Annotated in this window: 11 protein-coding genes; 7 read left to right on the top strand and 4 right to left on the bottom strand. The window is 64.1% G+C overall.

Annotation, left to right across the window (positions count from 1 at the left end; genetic code table 11):
• Position 1 precedes the first annotated feature (1 nt).
• On the top strand, positions 2 to 1,903 hold the full coding sequence (cysN, locus tag KHO27_RS00790; RefSeq protein ID WP_110700502.1) for a sulfate adenylyltransferase subunit CysN: 1,902 nt from the start codon (positions 2 to 4) through the stop codon (positions 1,901 to 1,903).
• 174 nt (positions 1,904 to 2,077) lie between these two features.
• On the opposite strand, the gene KHO27_RS00795 is transcribed toward cysN, so the two are convergent.
• Complete coding sequence (locus KHO27_RS00795; protein WP_102685201.1) at positions 2,078 to 2,557, bottom strand: Lrp/AsnC family transcriptional regulator; 480 nt, start codon at positions 2,555 to 2,557, stop codon at positions 2,078 to 2,080.
• Between the two features lie 127 nt (positions 2,558 to 2,684).
• Here KHO27_RS00795 and KHO27_RS00800 point away from each other — a divergent pair, with 127 nt between their 5' ends.
• Both KHO27_RS00800 and mdeB read left to right on the top strand, forming a co-directional pair.
• Complete coding sequence (locus KHO27_RS00800) at positions 2,685 to 3,881, top strand: methionine gamma-lyase (protein ID WP_214501025.1); 1,197 nt, start codon at positions 2,685 to 2,687, stop codon at positions 3,879 to 3,881.
• Between the two features lie 24 nt (positions 3,882 to 3,905).
• On the top strand, positions 3,906 to 6,596 hold the full coding sequence (gene mdeB, locus KHO27_RS00805; protein WP_214501026.1) for an alpha-ketoglutarate dehydrogenase: 2,691 nt from the start codon (positions 3,906 to 3,908) through the stop codon (positions 6,594 to 6,596).
• Positions 6,597 to 6,795: 199 nt separating this feature from the next.
• Here the strand turns inward: mdeB and KHO27_RS00810 are convergent, their stop codons facing one another.
• The gene (locus KHO27_RS00810) at positions 6,796 to 7,233 is read right to left on the bottom strand and encodes a Z-ring associated ZapG family protein (protein ID WP_102685203.1); all 438 of its coding nucleotides are present in this window, start codon (positions 7,231 to 7,233) and stop codon (positions 6,796 to 6,798) included.
• Positions 7,234 to 7,368: 135 nt separating this feature from the next.
• Here KHO27_RS00810 and KHO27_RS00815 point away from each other — a divergent pair, with 135 nt between their 5' ends.
• The 3 genes from KHO27_RS00815 (at position 7,369) to zapE (ending at position 10,560) form a co-directional block, all read left to right on the top strand.
• The gene (locus KHO27_RS00815; protein WP_110700477.1) at positions 7,369 to 8,004 is read left to right on the top strand and encodes an alpha/beta hydrolase; all 636 of its coding nucleotides are present in this window, start codon (positions 7,369 to 7,371) and stop codon (positions 8,002 to 8,004) included.
• Between the two features lie 26 nt (positions 8,005 to 8,030).
• On the top strand, positions 8,031 to 9,380 hold the full coding sequence (locus tag KHO27_RS00820; protein ID WP_110700475.1) for a tryptophan--tRNA ligase: 1,350 nt from the start codon (positions 8,031 to 8,033) through the stop codon (positions 9,378 to 9,380).
• Between the two features lie 85 nt (positions 9,381 to 9,465).
• Positions 9,466 to 10,560: a cell division protein ZapE gene (gene zapE, locus KHO27_RS00825; protein ID WP_110700473.1), complete on the top strand. Its 1,095-nt coding sequence runs from the start codon at positions 9,466 to 9,468 to the stop codon at positions 10,558 to 10,560.
• A gap of 111 nt (positions 10,561 to 10,671) precedes the next feature.
• Here the strand turns inward: zapE and KHO27_RS00830 are convergent, their stop codons facing one another.
• Complete coding sequence (locus KHO27_RS00830; protein WP_173862478.1) at positions 10,672 to 11,568, bottom strand: GlxA family transcriptional regulator; 897 nt, start codon at positions 11,566 to 11,568, stop codon at positions 10,672 to 10,674.
• 207 nt (positions 11,569 to 11,775) lie between these two features.
• Positions 11,776 to 12,816 carry an NADP(H)-dependent aldo-keto reductase gene (locus KHO27_RS00835; RefSeq protein ID WP_094010224.1) on the bottom strand — a complete coding sequence of 347 codons (1,041 nt, stop codon included), beginning with the start codon at positions 12,814 to 12,816 and terminating at the stop codon, positions 11,776 to 11,778.
• Positions 12,817 to 13,072: 256 nt separating this feature from the next.
• Between KHO27_RS00835 and rplM the strand changes: the two genes are divergently transcribed.
• Positions 13,073 to 13,501 (top strand): 50S ribosomal protein L13, encoded by a 429-nt coding sequence (gene rplM / locus KHO27_RS00840; protein ID WP_008097538.1) that lies wholly within the window; start codon positions 13,073 to 13,075, stop codon positions 13,499 to 13,501.
• The last annotated feature ends 2 nt before the right edge of the window (positions 13,502 to 13,503 follow it).

Raw genomic sequence — 13,503 nt, forward strand, 5'->3', positions numbered from 1 at the left:
CATGTCGCACCAATCCGATTTGATCAGCGAGGACATCCTCGCCTACCTGGCCCAGCACGAGCGTAAAGAGCTGCTGCGCTTCCTGACCTGCGGCAACGTGGACGACGGCAAGAGCACCCTGATCGGGCGCCTGCTGCACGATTCGAAGATGATCTACGAGGACCACCTCGAGGCCATCACCCGTGACTCGAAAAAGTCCGGCACCACCGGCGAGGAAGTCGACCTGGCACTGCTGGTCGACGGCCTGCAGGCCGAGCGCGAGCAGGGCATCACCATCGATGTCGCCTACCGCTACTTCTCCACCGCCAAGCGCAAGTTCATCATCGCCGACACCCCGGGCCACGAGCAGTACACCCGCAACATGGCCACCGGCGCGTCCACCTGCGATCTGGCGATCATCCTGGTCGATGCCCGCTACGGCGTGCAGACCCAGACCCGCCGGCACAGCTACATCGCCTCGTTGCTGGGTATCAAGCACATCGTCGTCGCGGTCAACAAGATGGACCTCAAGGGCTTCGACGAGCAGGTCTTCGAGTCGATCAAGGCCGACTACCTGAAGTTCGCCGAGGGCATCGACCTCAAGCCGAGCAGCCTGCACTTCGTGCCAATGTCGGCGCTCAAGGGCGACAACGTGGTCAACCGCAGCGAGCGTTCGCCGTGGTACACAGGCCCGGCGTTGATGGAGATCCTCGAGACTGTCGAGATCGCCGCCGACCGCAATGTCACCGACCTGCGTTTCCCGGTGCAGTACGTCAACCGCCCGAACCTCAACTTCCGCGGCTTCGCCGGCACCATCGCCGGTGGCGTGGTGCACAAGGGCGACGAGATCGTCGTGCTGCCGTCGGGCAAGAGCAGCCGGGTCAAGTCCATCGTCACCTATGAAGGTGAACTGGAGAACGCCGGGCCTGGCCAGGCGGTGACCCTTACCATGGAAGACGAGATCGACATCTCCCGTGGCGACCTGCTGGTGCATGCCGACAATGTTCCAACGGTGGCCGACCAGTTCGACGCCATGCTGGTGTGGATGGCCGAGGAGCCAATGCTCCCGGGCAAGAAGTACGATATCAAGCGCGCTACCAGCTATGTGCCGGGTTCGATCGCCAGCATCACCCACAAGGTCGATGTGAACACCCTGGAGCAGGGCGCGGCCAGCGCGCTGCAACTCAACGAGATCGGCCGGGTCAAGGTGGCCCTGGACAGCGCCATCGCCCTGGACGGTTACGAGAGCAACCGCACCACCGGCGCATTCATCGTCATTGACCGCCTGACCAACGGCACCGTCGGTGCCGGCATGATCATTGCCCCGCCGGTTCTGCCGCACGGTGGCACTGGCCAACACGGCAAGTTGGCTCATGTGTCCACCGAAGAGCGCGCCCTGCGTTTCGGCCAGCAACCGGCCACCGTACTGTTCAGCGGCCTGTCGGGCGCCGGCAAGAGCACCCTGGCCTACGCCGTGGAGCGCAAGCTGTTCGACATGGGCCGTGCAGTCTACGTGCTCGACGGCCAGAACCTGCGTCACGACCTGAACAAGGGCCTGCCGCAGGACCGCGCCGGGCGCACCGAGAACTGGCGCCGCGCCGCCCATGTGGCGCGCCAGTTCAACGAAGCCGGTCTGCTGACACTGGCCGCGTTCGTCGCGCCGGACGCCGAAGGCCGCGAGCAGGCGAGGGCACTGATCGGCAAGGAGCGCCTGGTGACCGTGTACGTCCAGGCTTCGCCGCTGGTGTGCCGCGAGCGTGACCCGCAGGGCCTGTATGCCGCCGGTGGCGACAACATCCCGGGCGAGAGCTTCCCGTTCGATGTGCCGCTGGATGCGGACCTGGTGATCGACACCCAGTCGGTCAGCGTCGATGAAGGCGTGAAGCTGGTGCTGGATGTGCTGCGTCAGCGTGGGGCGATCTGATTATTGCCTGATGTGAAAAACCCCGCTTCGGCGGGGTTTTTCATTTAGGGCTGCTTTGCACCCATCGCTGGCAAGCCAGCTCCCACAGGATGGCGCAGGGTTTCAGGTCAGCGCGGTCGGTGTGGGGCCGGCTTGTCGTGGCGACGAACCGCGGCGATGGGCCGCAGGGCGGCCCTAGATATGCGTTTCGGAAACGGGAATCACCCGTCGCTCTTTCACCGCCTTGTACGAAAAGCTCGAATAGATCTCCTTCACCCCCGGCAACCGCTGCAGCACCTCGCGGGTGAATTCGCCAAACGATTCCAGGTCCCGCGCCAGGATCTCCAGCAAAAAATCATAGCGTCCGGAGATATTGTGGCAGGCGACGATCTCGGGGATCTCCATCAGCCGTTTCTCGAACGCCAGGGCCATTTCCTTGGTGTGCGAGTCCATCATGATGCTGACGAACGCGGTCACCCCGAAGCCCAGCGACTTGGGCGAAAGAATGGCCTGGTAGCCGGTGATGTAGCCGTTGTCCTCGAGCAACTTGACCCGCCGCCAGCATGGCGAGGTGGTCAGGGCGACCTGGTCGGCGAGTTCGGAAACGGTCAGGCGGGCGTTGTCCTGCAGGGCAGCGAGCAGGGCGCGGTCGGTACGGTCGAGCGCTGAAGGCATATCTTGCCCTCCATCTTCAATTTTTGTTGTTTTTCTTTCAAAACATGCCCGATTGCGTGGGCAAGTTTGGAAAAAGCGCGGCAGCTTGGTGGCATAAGCTTATAACAAACCACAAGAGACTGTTGCCATGCGCGACTCCAACACCAATACCGGTTTCTCCACGCGGGCCATTCACCATGGCTATGATCCGCTGTCCCACGGCGGCGCCCTGGTACCGCCGGTCTACCAGACCGCCACCTATGCGTTTCCCACTGTCGAGTACGGCGCCGCCTGCTTTGCCGGCGAAGAGCCGGGGCATTTCTACAGCCGCATTTCCAACCCGACCCTGGGCCTGCTGGAACAGCGCATGGCCTCCCTGGAAGGGGGCGAGGCCGGGCTGGCGCTGGCCTCCGGCATGGGCGCCATCACCGCCACGCTATGGACCCTGCTACGCCCGGGTGACGAGCTGATTGTCGGCAGCACCCTGTACGGCTGCACCTTCGCCTATTTGCACCACGGCATCGGCGAATTCGGCGTGAAGATCCGCCATGTCGACCTCAACGACATTCCGGCACTGAAGGGCGCGATCACCGCGAAGACGCGGATGATCTACTTCGAGACGCCGGCCAACCCCAATATGCAACTGGTGGATATCGCCGCGGTGGTCGAGGCTGCACAGGGCCATGACCTGAGCATCGTGGTCGACAACACCTACTGCACGCCCTACCTGCAGCGCCCGCTGGAACTGGGCGTCGACCTGGTGGTGCACTCGGCCACCAAATACCTGTCCGGGCATGGTGATATCACCGCCGGCCTGGTGGTGGGGCGCAAGGCGCTGATCGACCGCATCCGCCTGGAAGGGCTCAAGGACATGACCGGCGCCGTGCTCTCGCCCCACGATGCCTCGCTGTTGATGCGCGGCATCAAGACCCTGGCCCTGCGCATGGACCGTCACTGCGCCAATGCCCAGCAGGTGGCCGAGTTCCTGGCGCAGCAGCCGCAGGTCGAGTTGCTGCATTACCCAGGCTTGCCATCCTTCCCGCAGTACGCGCTGGCCCAGCGGCAGATGCGCCTGCCGGGCGGGATGATTGCCTTCGAGCTGAAGGGCGGGATCGAAGCCGGGCGCCGTTTCATGAACGCCCTGCAGCTGTTCAGCCGCGCGGTGAGCCTGGGCGATGCCGAGTCGCTGGCCCAGCACCCGGCGAGCATGACCCATTCCAGCTATACCCAACAGCAGCGTGCCGAGCATGGCATCTCGGAAGGGCTGGTGCGCTTGTCGGTGGGGCTGGAAGACATCGATGACCTGCTTGCCGACATTGCCCAGGCCCTGAAGGCCTGTGCCTGAACCGCCACGGACGAGGCCTGCGCGATGGTAGCGATGATGAACCCGAACGAGCCGTTGACGGCCCTTGATGCCGCCCTGGACAGCGACCCAGCGGAAACCGCCGAGTGGTGCGAGGCGCTGGCCTCGACCCTGGCCCACTGCGGCCCGGCGCGGGCGCGCTACCTGTTGCAGCGCCTGCAAGCCCATGCCCTCGAGCTGGGCCTGGAGCGCGAGGCCCAGGCCTTCTCGGCCTACCGCAATACCGTGCCGGTGGAGCAGCAGGGCGCCTACCCCGGGGATCTGGACCTGGACGAGCGCATCACCAGCATCCTGCGCTGGAATGCGCTGGCCATGGTGGTGCGCGCCAACCATGCCTACGGCGAGCTCGGCGGGCATATCGCCAGCTACGCTTCGGCGGCGGAGATCTTCGAAGTCGGTTTCCAGCATTTTTTCCGCGGCGAGGGCGGTGGTGAGCGGCGCAGTGGCGACCTGGTGTTCTTCCAGCCGCACTCGGCGCCGGGCATCTATGCCCGCGCCTTCCTCGAAGGGCGCCTGAGCGAGGAGCAGTTGGCCAACTATCGCCAGGAGGTCGCCGGCAACGGGCTGTGTTCCTACCCACACCCATGGCTGATGCCCGACTTCTGGCAGTTCCCGACCGGCTCGATGGGCATCGGCCCGCTCAACGCGATCTACCAGGCGCGCTTCATGCGTTACCTGCAACATCGCGGGTTGCTCGACACCTCTGGCCGGCATGTCTGGGGTGTGTTCGGCGATGGCGAGATGGACGAGCCGGAGTCGACTGCCGGCCTGACCCTGGCTGCCCGTGAAGGCCTGGACAACCTGACCTTCATCGTCAACTGCAACCTGCAGCGCCTTGACGGCCCGGTACGCGGCAATGGCCAGATCATCCAGGAACTCGAGGCGTTGTTCAGCGGCGCCGGCTGGAACGTGATCAAGGTGCTGTGGGGCTCGGAGTGGGACGCACTGTTCGCCCGCGATCATGAACATGCGCTGCTGCGTCAGTTGGCGGCGACACCCGACGGGCAGTTCCAGACCCTCGGTGCCAAGGACGGCAGCTACAACCTCGAACACTTCTTCAAGCAGAACCCGGCTTTGCAGCGCCTGGTGGCGCATATGAGCGCCGAAGAGATCAACGCCCTCAAGCGCGGTGGTCATGATTTTCGCAAGCTGCATGCCGCCTATGCCGCCGCCAGGGCGTGCAAGGGCCGGCCGACGGTGATCCTGGCCAAGACCAAGAAAGGCTATGGCATGAGCAGTGCCGGCGAGTCGCGGATGACCGCGCACCAGGCCAAGAAACTCGATGTGCAGGCGCTGCTGGCCTTCCGCGATCGTTTCCATTTGCCGTTGTCGGATGAGGCGGTGGAGCAACTGCGTTTCTATCGCCCGGCCGAGGACAGTCCAGAGATGGTCTATCTGCGCCAGCGCCGCCAGGCACTGGGTGGGCCGTTGCCGCTGCGCCGCAACGACTGCGCCACCTTGCCCCTGCCGGAACTGGAGGCGTTCGGCGGTTTCGCCCTGCACGCCGAGGGCAAGGAGATGTCCACCACCATGGCCGCCGTGCGCTTGCTGGGCAACTGGCTGAGGGCGCCTGGGTTGGGGCCGCGGGTGGTGCCGATCGTCGCCGACGAGGCGCGCACCTTCGGCATGGCCAGCCTGTTCCGCCAGATCGGCATCTATTCGCCCCACGGGCAACGCTACGAACCGGAGGACGCGGGCTCGCTGCTGGTCTACAAGGAGGCGCGGGATGGCCAACTGCTGGAGGAGGGCATCACCGAGGCCGGGGCGATCTCCTCATGGGTCGCGGCAGCCACCGCCTACGCGGTGCATGGCGAGCCGATGCTGCCGGTGTACATCTATTACTCGATGTTCGGCTTCCAGCGGGTCGGCGACCTGATCTGGGCCGCCGCCGACCAGCGCGCCCGAGGCCTGTTGCTGGGGGCTACCGCGGGGCGCACCACGCTGGGTGGCGAGGGGCTTCAGCACCAGGACGGATCGAGCCTGGTCATGGCCGCGACGGTGCCCAACTGCCGGGCCTGGGACCCATGCTTTGCCGGCGAGCTGGCGGTGATCCTCGACCATGCCGCGCGGCGCATGCTGGTGGAGCAGCAGGACGAGTTCCACTATGTGGCGGTGATGAATGAAAACTACCCGCAGCCGTCGTTGCCCGAAGACATGCACGACGATGTACTGCGGGGCATGTACCGGTTTGCCCGGCATTCCTCGGCCGCTCCCCGTGGCCAGGTGCGCTTGTTGGGTTCGGGCACCATCCTGCGCGAGGTGATCGCTGCCGGTGAGTTGCTGGCCAGTGACTGGCAGGTCGACAGCGAGGTGTTCAGCGTCACCAGCTTCAGCGAACTGGCGCGTGGGGCCAGGGATGCGCAACGCCTGGCAATAGCCGGGGAGCAGGTGGATTGCCATGTGCGTCGTTGCCTGCCCGGCGACGCCCCGGTGATCGCGGCCAGCGACTATGTGCGTGCCTGGCCGCAGTTGATCGCCGAGTATGTGCAGGCGCCCTATACCACCCTGGGCACCGATGGTTTCGGGCGCAGCGATACCCGCCAGCAGTTGCGACGGTTTTTCGAGGTGGACCGGTATGCCGTAGTGCTGGCAGCGTTGTACGGGCTGGTATGTCAGGGCGTGATGCCGGCGGATGTGCTGGCGCAGGCGCGGGCGCTTTATGGCATCGGCGAGGAGGGGGCGGCCTGGTATCGCTGACGAGGTCTGGGCCGGCTTAATCGCGGGGCAAAGATTAGGCTGTGAGTTAAATGGAACTGCGTGGGAGCGGGCTTGCCCCGCGATGCGGTGTATGGCACCGGTGTCGCCGGTGATCGCGGGGCAAGCCCGCTCCCACGCAGATCCCGTTTGCACTTCCCACAAAAAAGGCCTCTTGCGAGGCCTTCTTCATGTCATCGATTCAGCGCTTGAGCCCGTAGCTCTCATCGAGCATGCCCGGCGAGTTCGGGGACTTCGGTGCGTAGTCGCGTGGCACTTCGGCGGTATCCTTCGGCGGCGTCAGGCGATCACGCGGGCCTTGCGCGGCTTCCGAGTGCAGCGCGGCCAGCAGGCGTTGGCGGGTCAGCTCGTCCAGGGCCAGGCGGTTGGCGCCCTCGGCCAGGTGATCCTGCACGTCCTGGTAGCTCTGGGTCAGTTTCTTGACCAGCGATGCGGTGCTGTTGAAGTGGGTCACCACTTCGTTCTGGTAATTGTCGAAGCGCTGCTGGATGTCATCCAGCTGGCGTTGGGTATTGCTCGGTGCCGCGTTGGGCAGCAGGCGGGCCAGCGCGAAACCGACGACGACACCGACAACCAGGGCCAGGGTCGGCAGCAACCAAACAAGGAGCGAGTGTTCCACGAGTCCTTCCTCTATAAACGGCTTTGCTTTACGTTAACGGCTCAGACCTGCGCTGTATACCGCGAGCGATCGCAAATCAGAACAGAATTCCTTTGCTAGACGAGTCGACCCTTCACGAGGTCACGGAGTAGTACCTTGCTTATCCGCGAAACCCCCTTGTTCATCGATGGCCCGATCGGCCAGCTTGAGGCGTTGTACCTGGACGTGGCCGATGCCCGTGGCGCGGTGCTGATCTGCCACCCCAACCCGGTCCAGGGCGGCACCATGCTCAACAAGGTGGTCTCGACCCTGCAGCGTACCGCCCGTGATGCCGGTTACGTCACCCTGCGCTTCAACTACCGCGGCGTTGGCCAGAGCGCCGGCAGCCACGACATGGGCGCTGGCGAGGTGGCGGATGCCGAGGCTGCCGCAGCCTGGCTGCGCCAGCAGCATCCTGAGCTGCCCTTGGTGCTGATGGGCTTCTCCTTCGGCGGCTTCGTTGCCGCCAGCCTGGCCGGTCGCCTGGAGGCGGCGGGTGTCGAGCTGCAACAGCTGTTCATGATCGCCCCGGCGGTGATGCGCCTGAACGTGCAGTTCCCGCTGCCCGAGCGCGTTGCGCTGACCGTCGTGCAGCCGGACACCGACGAGGTGGTCGATCCGCAACTGGTCTACGATTGGTCCGCCGCCCTGTCGCGCCCCCACGAGCTGCTGAAAGTGGCAGAATGCGGACACTTTTTCCATGGCAAGCTGACCGATCTGAAGGATCTGCTGCTGCCGCGCCTTTCGAACTGAGCCAAGCCTGAAATAAGCGAACCCCCATGACCACGCGCATCCTCACCGGTATCACCACCACCGGCACCCCGCACCTGGGCAACTACGCCGGCGCCATCCGCCCGGCCATCCTCGCCAGCCAGCAGCCCGGTGCCGACTCGTTCTACTTCCTGGCCGACTACCATGCCCTGATCAAGTGCGACGACCCGCAGCGCATCCAGCGTTCGCGCCTGGAGATCGCCGCCACCTGGCTGGCCGGTGGCCTGGACCCGGCCAAGGTGACCTTCTATCGCCAGTCGGACATCCCCGAGATCCCGGAGCTGACCTGGTTGCTGACCTGTGTCGCCGCCAAGGGCCTGCTCAACCGTGCCCACGCCTACAAGGCGTCGGTGGACAAGAACGTCGAGGCCGGCGAAGACCCGGACGCCGGCGTGACCATGGGCCTGTTCAGCTACCCGGTGCTGATGGCCGCCGACATCCTGATGTTCAATGCCAACAAGGTGCCGGTCGGTCGCGACCAGATCCAGCACGTGGAAATGGCCCGCGACATCGGCCAGCGCTTCAACCACCTGTTCGGCCAGGGCAAGGACTTCTTCGCCCTGCCCGAGGCGGTGATCGAGGAGAGCGTGGCCACGCTCCCGGGCCTGGACGGTCGCAAGATGTCCAAGAGCTACGACAACACCATCCCGCTGTTCACCAGCGCCAAGGACATGAAGGATGCGATCTCGCGCATCGTCACCGACTCCAAGGCCCCGGGCGAGGCCAAGGATCCGGACAATTCGCACCTGTTCACCCTGTTCCAGGCGTTCTCCACGCCGGCGCAATGCGCCGAGTTCCGCGAAGAGCTGCTGCAGGGCCTGGGCTGGGGCGATGCCAAGCAGCGCCTGTTCCAGCTGCTCGACGGCCAGCTGGCCGAAAAGCGCGAACACTACCACCAGCTGATCTCGCGCCCGTCAGACCTCGAGGACATCCTCCTGGCCGGTGCCGCCAAGGCCCGAAAGATCGCCACGCCGTTCCTCGAGCAACTGCGCGAGGCAGTTGGCCTGCGTTCGTTCCGCACCACCGTGCAGGCCAGCACCGAGGTGAAGAAGAAGGCCGCCAAGAGCGCCCGCTTCGTCAGCTTCCGTGACGAGGATGGCAGCTTCCGCTTCCGCCTGCTGGCCGCCGATGGCGAGCAATTGCTGCTGTCGCGCAGCTTCGCCGATGGCAAGAGCGCGGGGGCGGTGAGCAAGCAACTGCAACAGGGCGGCGATGCCGACGTGCGTGTCGAGGGCCTGGGCTTCTCGCTGTGGCTGAACGGTGAGCAAGTTGCCGACGGGCCGCAGTTCGAGGCCGCCGAGGCCCGTGACGCGGCCATCACCAGCCTGCGCGAGGCCCTGGCGCCACAGGCGGACTGAGTCACTTTGACGCAAGTCTGATTGCCATTAAGCGGGCCGGTCGCTACAGTGACGGCCCGTTTTTTGTTGCCTCGCTAACGAAATCATGACGCCCCTAGAACGATACCAAGCCGATCTGAAACGCCCCGACTTCTTCCATGACGCGGCGCAGGAAACTGCGGTGCGTCACCTGCAGCGCCTGTACGACGACCTGGTACACGCGCAGAACAACAAGCCGGGCGTGTTCGGCAAGCTGTTCGGCAAGAAGGAGCAGACGCCGGTCAAGGGCCTGTACTTCTGGGGCGGCGTGGGCCGGGGCAAGACCTACCTGGTCGACACCTTCTATGAAGCGCTGCCGTTCAAGCAGAAGATGCGCACGCACTTCCACCGCTTCATGAAGCGCGTCCACGAGGAGATGAAGACCCTCAAGGGCGAGAAGAACCCGCTGACCATCATCGCCAAGCGCTTCAGTGACGAAGCCAAGGTGATCTGCTTCGACGAGTTCTTCGTCTCCGATATCACCGATGCCATGATCCTCGGCACCCTGATGGAAGAGCTGTTCAAGAACGGCGTGTCGCTGGTGGCCACTTCCAATATCGTCCCGGACGGCCTGTACAAGGACGGCCTGCAGCGCGCGCGCTTCCTGCCGGCGATCGCCATGATCAAGCAGTACACCGATGTGGTGAACGTCGACAGCGGCGTGGACTATCGCCTGCGTCACCTGGAACAGGCCGAGCTGTTCCACTTCCCGCTCGACGCCGCGGCGCATGAAAGCCTGCGCGCCAGCTTCAAGGCGTTGACCCCAGAGTGCACCCAGGCCGTCGAGAACGACGTGCTGATGATCGAGAACCGCGAGATCCATGCCTTGCGCACCTGCGACGACGTCGCCTGGTTCGATTTCCGTGCCCTGTGCGACGGGCCGCGCAGCCAGAACGACTACATCGAACTGGGCAAGATCTTCCATGCCGTGCTGCTGAGCAATGTCGAGCAGATGGGCGTGACCACCGATGACATCGCCCGGCGCTTCATCAACATGGTCGACGAGTTCTACGACCGCAACGTGAAGCTGATCATCTCGGCCGAGGTAGAGCTCAAGGACCTGTATACCGGCGGGCGCCTGAGTTTCGAGTTCCAGCGTACGCTCAGCCGTCTGCTGGAGATGCAGTCCCACGAGTTCCTGTCGCGGGCGCACAAGCCCTGACGGCAGCTGCAAGCTTCTAGCTGCAAGCCACAAGAAAAAGCCAGAGCAGTTCGCGTACTGCTCTGGCTTTTTCTTGTGGCTTGCAGCTTGGGCTTGTAGCTGGGAGGCCTTTCAGGCCTCCTGCATGAACTGCTGCCGATACTGGTTCGGCGACAACTCCGTGTGCTGGCGGAACAGCCGGGCGAAGAAACTCGCGTCGTCGTAGCCCACCTCGTAGCTGATCGTCTTGATGCTCTTGCGCGTGCTCGACAGCAGGCCCTTGGCGGTCTCGATGCGCAGGCGCTGCAGGTAGTGCAGGGGCTTGTCGCCGGTGGCACTCTGGAAGCGGCGCATGAAATTGCGGATGCTCATGCCGTGGTTGCGCGCCACATCCTCGAAGCGGAACTTGTCGGCGAAGTGCTCTTCGAGCCAGTGCTGGATCTGCAGGATGATCAGGTCCTGGTGCAGCTTCTGGCCGCCGAAGCCCATGCGCCCCGGGGTATAGCTGCGCTGCACCTCGTAGAGGATGTCGCGGGCCACCGCGCGGGCCACGTTGGCGCCACAGAAGCGTTCGATCAGGTAGATGTACAGGTCGCAGGCCGAGGTGGTGCCACCGGCGCAGTAGAGATTGTCGGCGTCGGTCAGGTGCTTGTCCTGGTTCAGGCGGATCTTCGGGAAGCGCTCGGCGAAGCTACTGAAGAAGCGCCAGTAGGTGGTCGCCTCCTTGCCGTCGAGCAGCCCCGACTCGGCCAGCCAGAACACGCCGCTGGCCTCGGCGCACAGCACCGCGCCACGGGCATGCTGCTCGCGCAGCCAGGGCAGTACCTGCGGATAGCGTTGCAGCAGGTTGTCGAAGTCGTCCCAGAAGGCCGGCAGGATGATCACGTCGGCGTCGTTGAGGCCGCTGTCGACCGGCAACTGCACGTTGCTGAAGCTGTCCACGGGCAAACCGTCCGGGCTCACCAGGCCGATCTCGAACATCGGTTGCAGGCCCAGGCCCAGCTGCTTGCTGTAGCGCAGGCTGGCCAGGTGGAAGAAGTCCTTGGCCTGCATCAGTGTCGAAGCGAACACTTTATCAACGGCCAGGATGCTGACGCGCCGCAGCGACGCCGGGGGTTGGGTAAACATCATTGTCATTGTTCTTATAGGGTAGAGTGGTCAATCACCGGCTGGATCGTCTTATTTTTTGGCGATTGTGTCTACCCCACGAAAGAGCAGTGCAGCGCCTGCGTTGCATCAAGGCGCGGGGTTTGGCTGCTCCTGATGGACCGCCTCGATTGCCGCCAGCAGTTCATCGCCCAGATTCAACGCCTGGCTGTCGATATTGCTGCGCAGTTGCTCGAGGTTCGTCGCGCCGATGATGTTGCTGGTCACGAACGGCTGCCGGGTCACGAACGCCAGCGCCATCTGCGCCGGGTCCAGCCCGTGTTCGCGGGCCAGCTGCACATAGCGGCCGCAGGCGGCCACGGTCTGCGGATTGGAATAGCGGGCAAAGCGGCTGAACAGGGTCAGGCGGGCGTGTTCCGGGCGGGCGCCGTTTTCGTACTTGCCCGACAGCATGCCGAAGGCCAGCGGCGAATAGGCCAGCAAACCGCACTGCTCGCGGATTGCCACCTCTGCCAGGCCCACCTCGAAGCTGCGGTTGAGCAGGTTGTAGGGGTTCTGGATCGACACCGCGCGGGGCCAGCCGCGGGTTTCGGCCAGGTGCAGGAATTTCAGGGTGCCCCACGGGGTTTCGTTGGACAGGCCGATGTGGCGGATCTTGCCGGCGCGCACCTGTTCATCGAGCACCTCCAGGGTTTCCTCCAGCGGGGTGAAGATGTCCTGGGGCAGGTGCTGGTAGCCGAGCTTGCCGAAGAAGTTGGTGCTGCGCTCGGGCCAGTGCAACTGGTAGAGGTCGATGCGGTCGGTCTGCAGGCGCTTGAGGCTCTCGTCCAGCGCGGCGACGATGTGCTGGCGGTTGTGCTTGAGCTGGCCGTCACGGATGTGACTGATGCCGTTGCCGGGGCCAGCGACCTTGCTGGCGAGGATCCAGTCGTCACGGTCGCCGTTGGCGGCGAACCAGTTGCCGATGATGCGTTCGGTGGCGGCGTAGGTCTCCGGGCGCGGTGGCACCGGGTACATCTCGGCGGTGTCGATGAAGTTGATGCCGCTGGCCTTGGCCAGGGCGATCTGGGCGAAGGCCTGGTCCTGGGTGTTCTGTTCGCCCCAGGTCATGGTGCCCAGGCACAGGGCGCTGACGTCGAGGTCGGTACGGCCGAGCTTGCGGTATTCCATCGGGTAGACGCTCCATGGCAAAGATGACCATAAAAGCAGGTTGAAATTTTTCCTGCAATCTGGATAATTCTGCCCCTCTCCGTGTGGCGGAAGTGATGCACCACCATGCAGGGAACCCTTGTCGAACATTGGCGTGCCCGACCCGAGCCCCCAAAAGCGTCAGCGTTCGGCTGCGCGCTTGCCCTTGGCAAGCTGTGCACTATCCAGTAAGATTCGCCGTCTATTTTTCGCTGGGCGGCCTCTGAGGCTTTAGAGAATGAAAACTTTTACTGCTAAACCGGAAACAGTAAAGCGCGAGTGGTTCGTAGTCGACGCCGCTGGTCAGACCCTGGGTCGTCTGGCTACCGAAATCGCTAGCCGCCTGCGTGGCAAGCACAAGCCAGAATACACCCCTCACGTTGACACCGGCGACTACATCGTCGTCATCAACGCCGAGCAGATCCGTGTGACTGGTGCCAAGTCTTCCGACAAGATGTACTACTCCCACTCCGGCTTCCCGGGCGGTATCAAGGAAATCAACTTCGAGAAGTTGATCGCCAAGGCCCCTGAGCGTGTTATCGAAACCGCGGTCAAAGGCATGCTGCCGAAGAACCCGCTGGGTCGCGACATGTACCGCAAGCTGAAAGTGTACGCGGGTGCTGCTCACCCACACACTGCTCAGCAGCCTCAAGAACTGAAGATCTAACG

It is taken from the genome of Pseudomonas sp. RC3H12 (genome assembly GCF_018596375.1).
Classification (GTDB): Bacteria; Pseudomonadota; Gammaproteobacteria; order Pseudomonadales; family Pseudomonadaceae; genus Aquipseudomonas.

Bases quoted from the DNA above. Each gene is read 5' to 3' on its own strand.
- cysN (WP_110700502.1), top strand. From the start codon at position 2: ATGTCGCACCAATCCGATTTGATCAGCGAGGACATCCTCGCCTACCTG.
- KHO27_RS00795 (WP_102685201.1), bottom strand. From the start codon at position 2,557: ATGCCTTCAGCGCTCGACCGTACCGACCGCGCCCTGCTCGCTGCCCTG.
- KHO27_RS00800 (WP_214501025.1), top strand. From the start codon at position 2,685: ATGCGCGACTCCAACACCAATACCGGTTTCTCCACGCGGGCCATTCAC.
- mdeB (WP_214501026.1), top strand. From the start codon at position 3,906: ATGGTAGCGATGATGAACCCGAACGAGCCGTTGACGGCCCTTGATGCC.
- KHO27_RS00820 (WP_110700475.1), top strand. From the start codon at position 8,031: ATGACCACGCGCATCCTCACCGGTATCACCACCACCGGCACCCCGCAC.
- zapE (WP_110700473.1), top strand. From the start codon at position 9,466: ATGACGCCCCTAGAACGATACCAAGCCGATCTGAAACGCCCCGACTTC.
- KHO27_RS00835 (WP_094010224.1), bottom strand. From the start codon at position 12,816: ATGGAATACCGCAAGCTCGGCCGTACCGACCTCGACGTCAGCGCCCTG.
- rplM (WP_008097538.1), top strand. From the start codon at position 13,073: ATGAAAACTTTTACTGCTAAACCGGAAACAGTAAAGCGCGAGTGGTTC.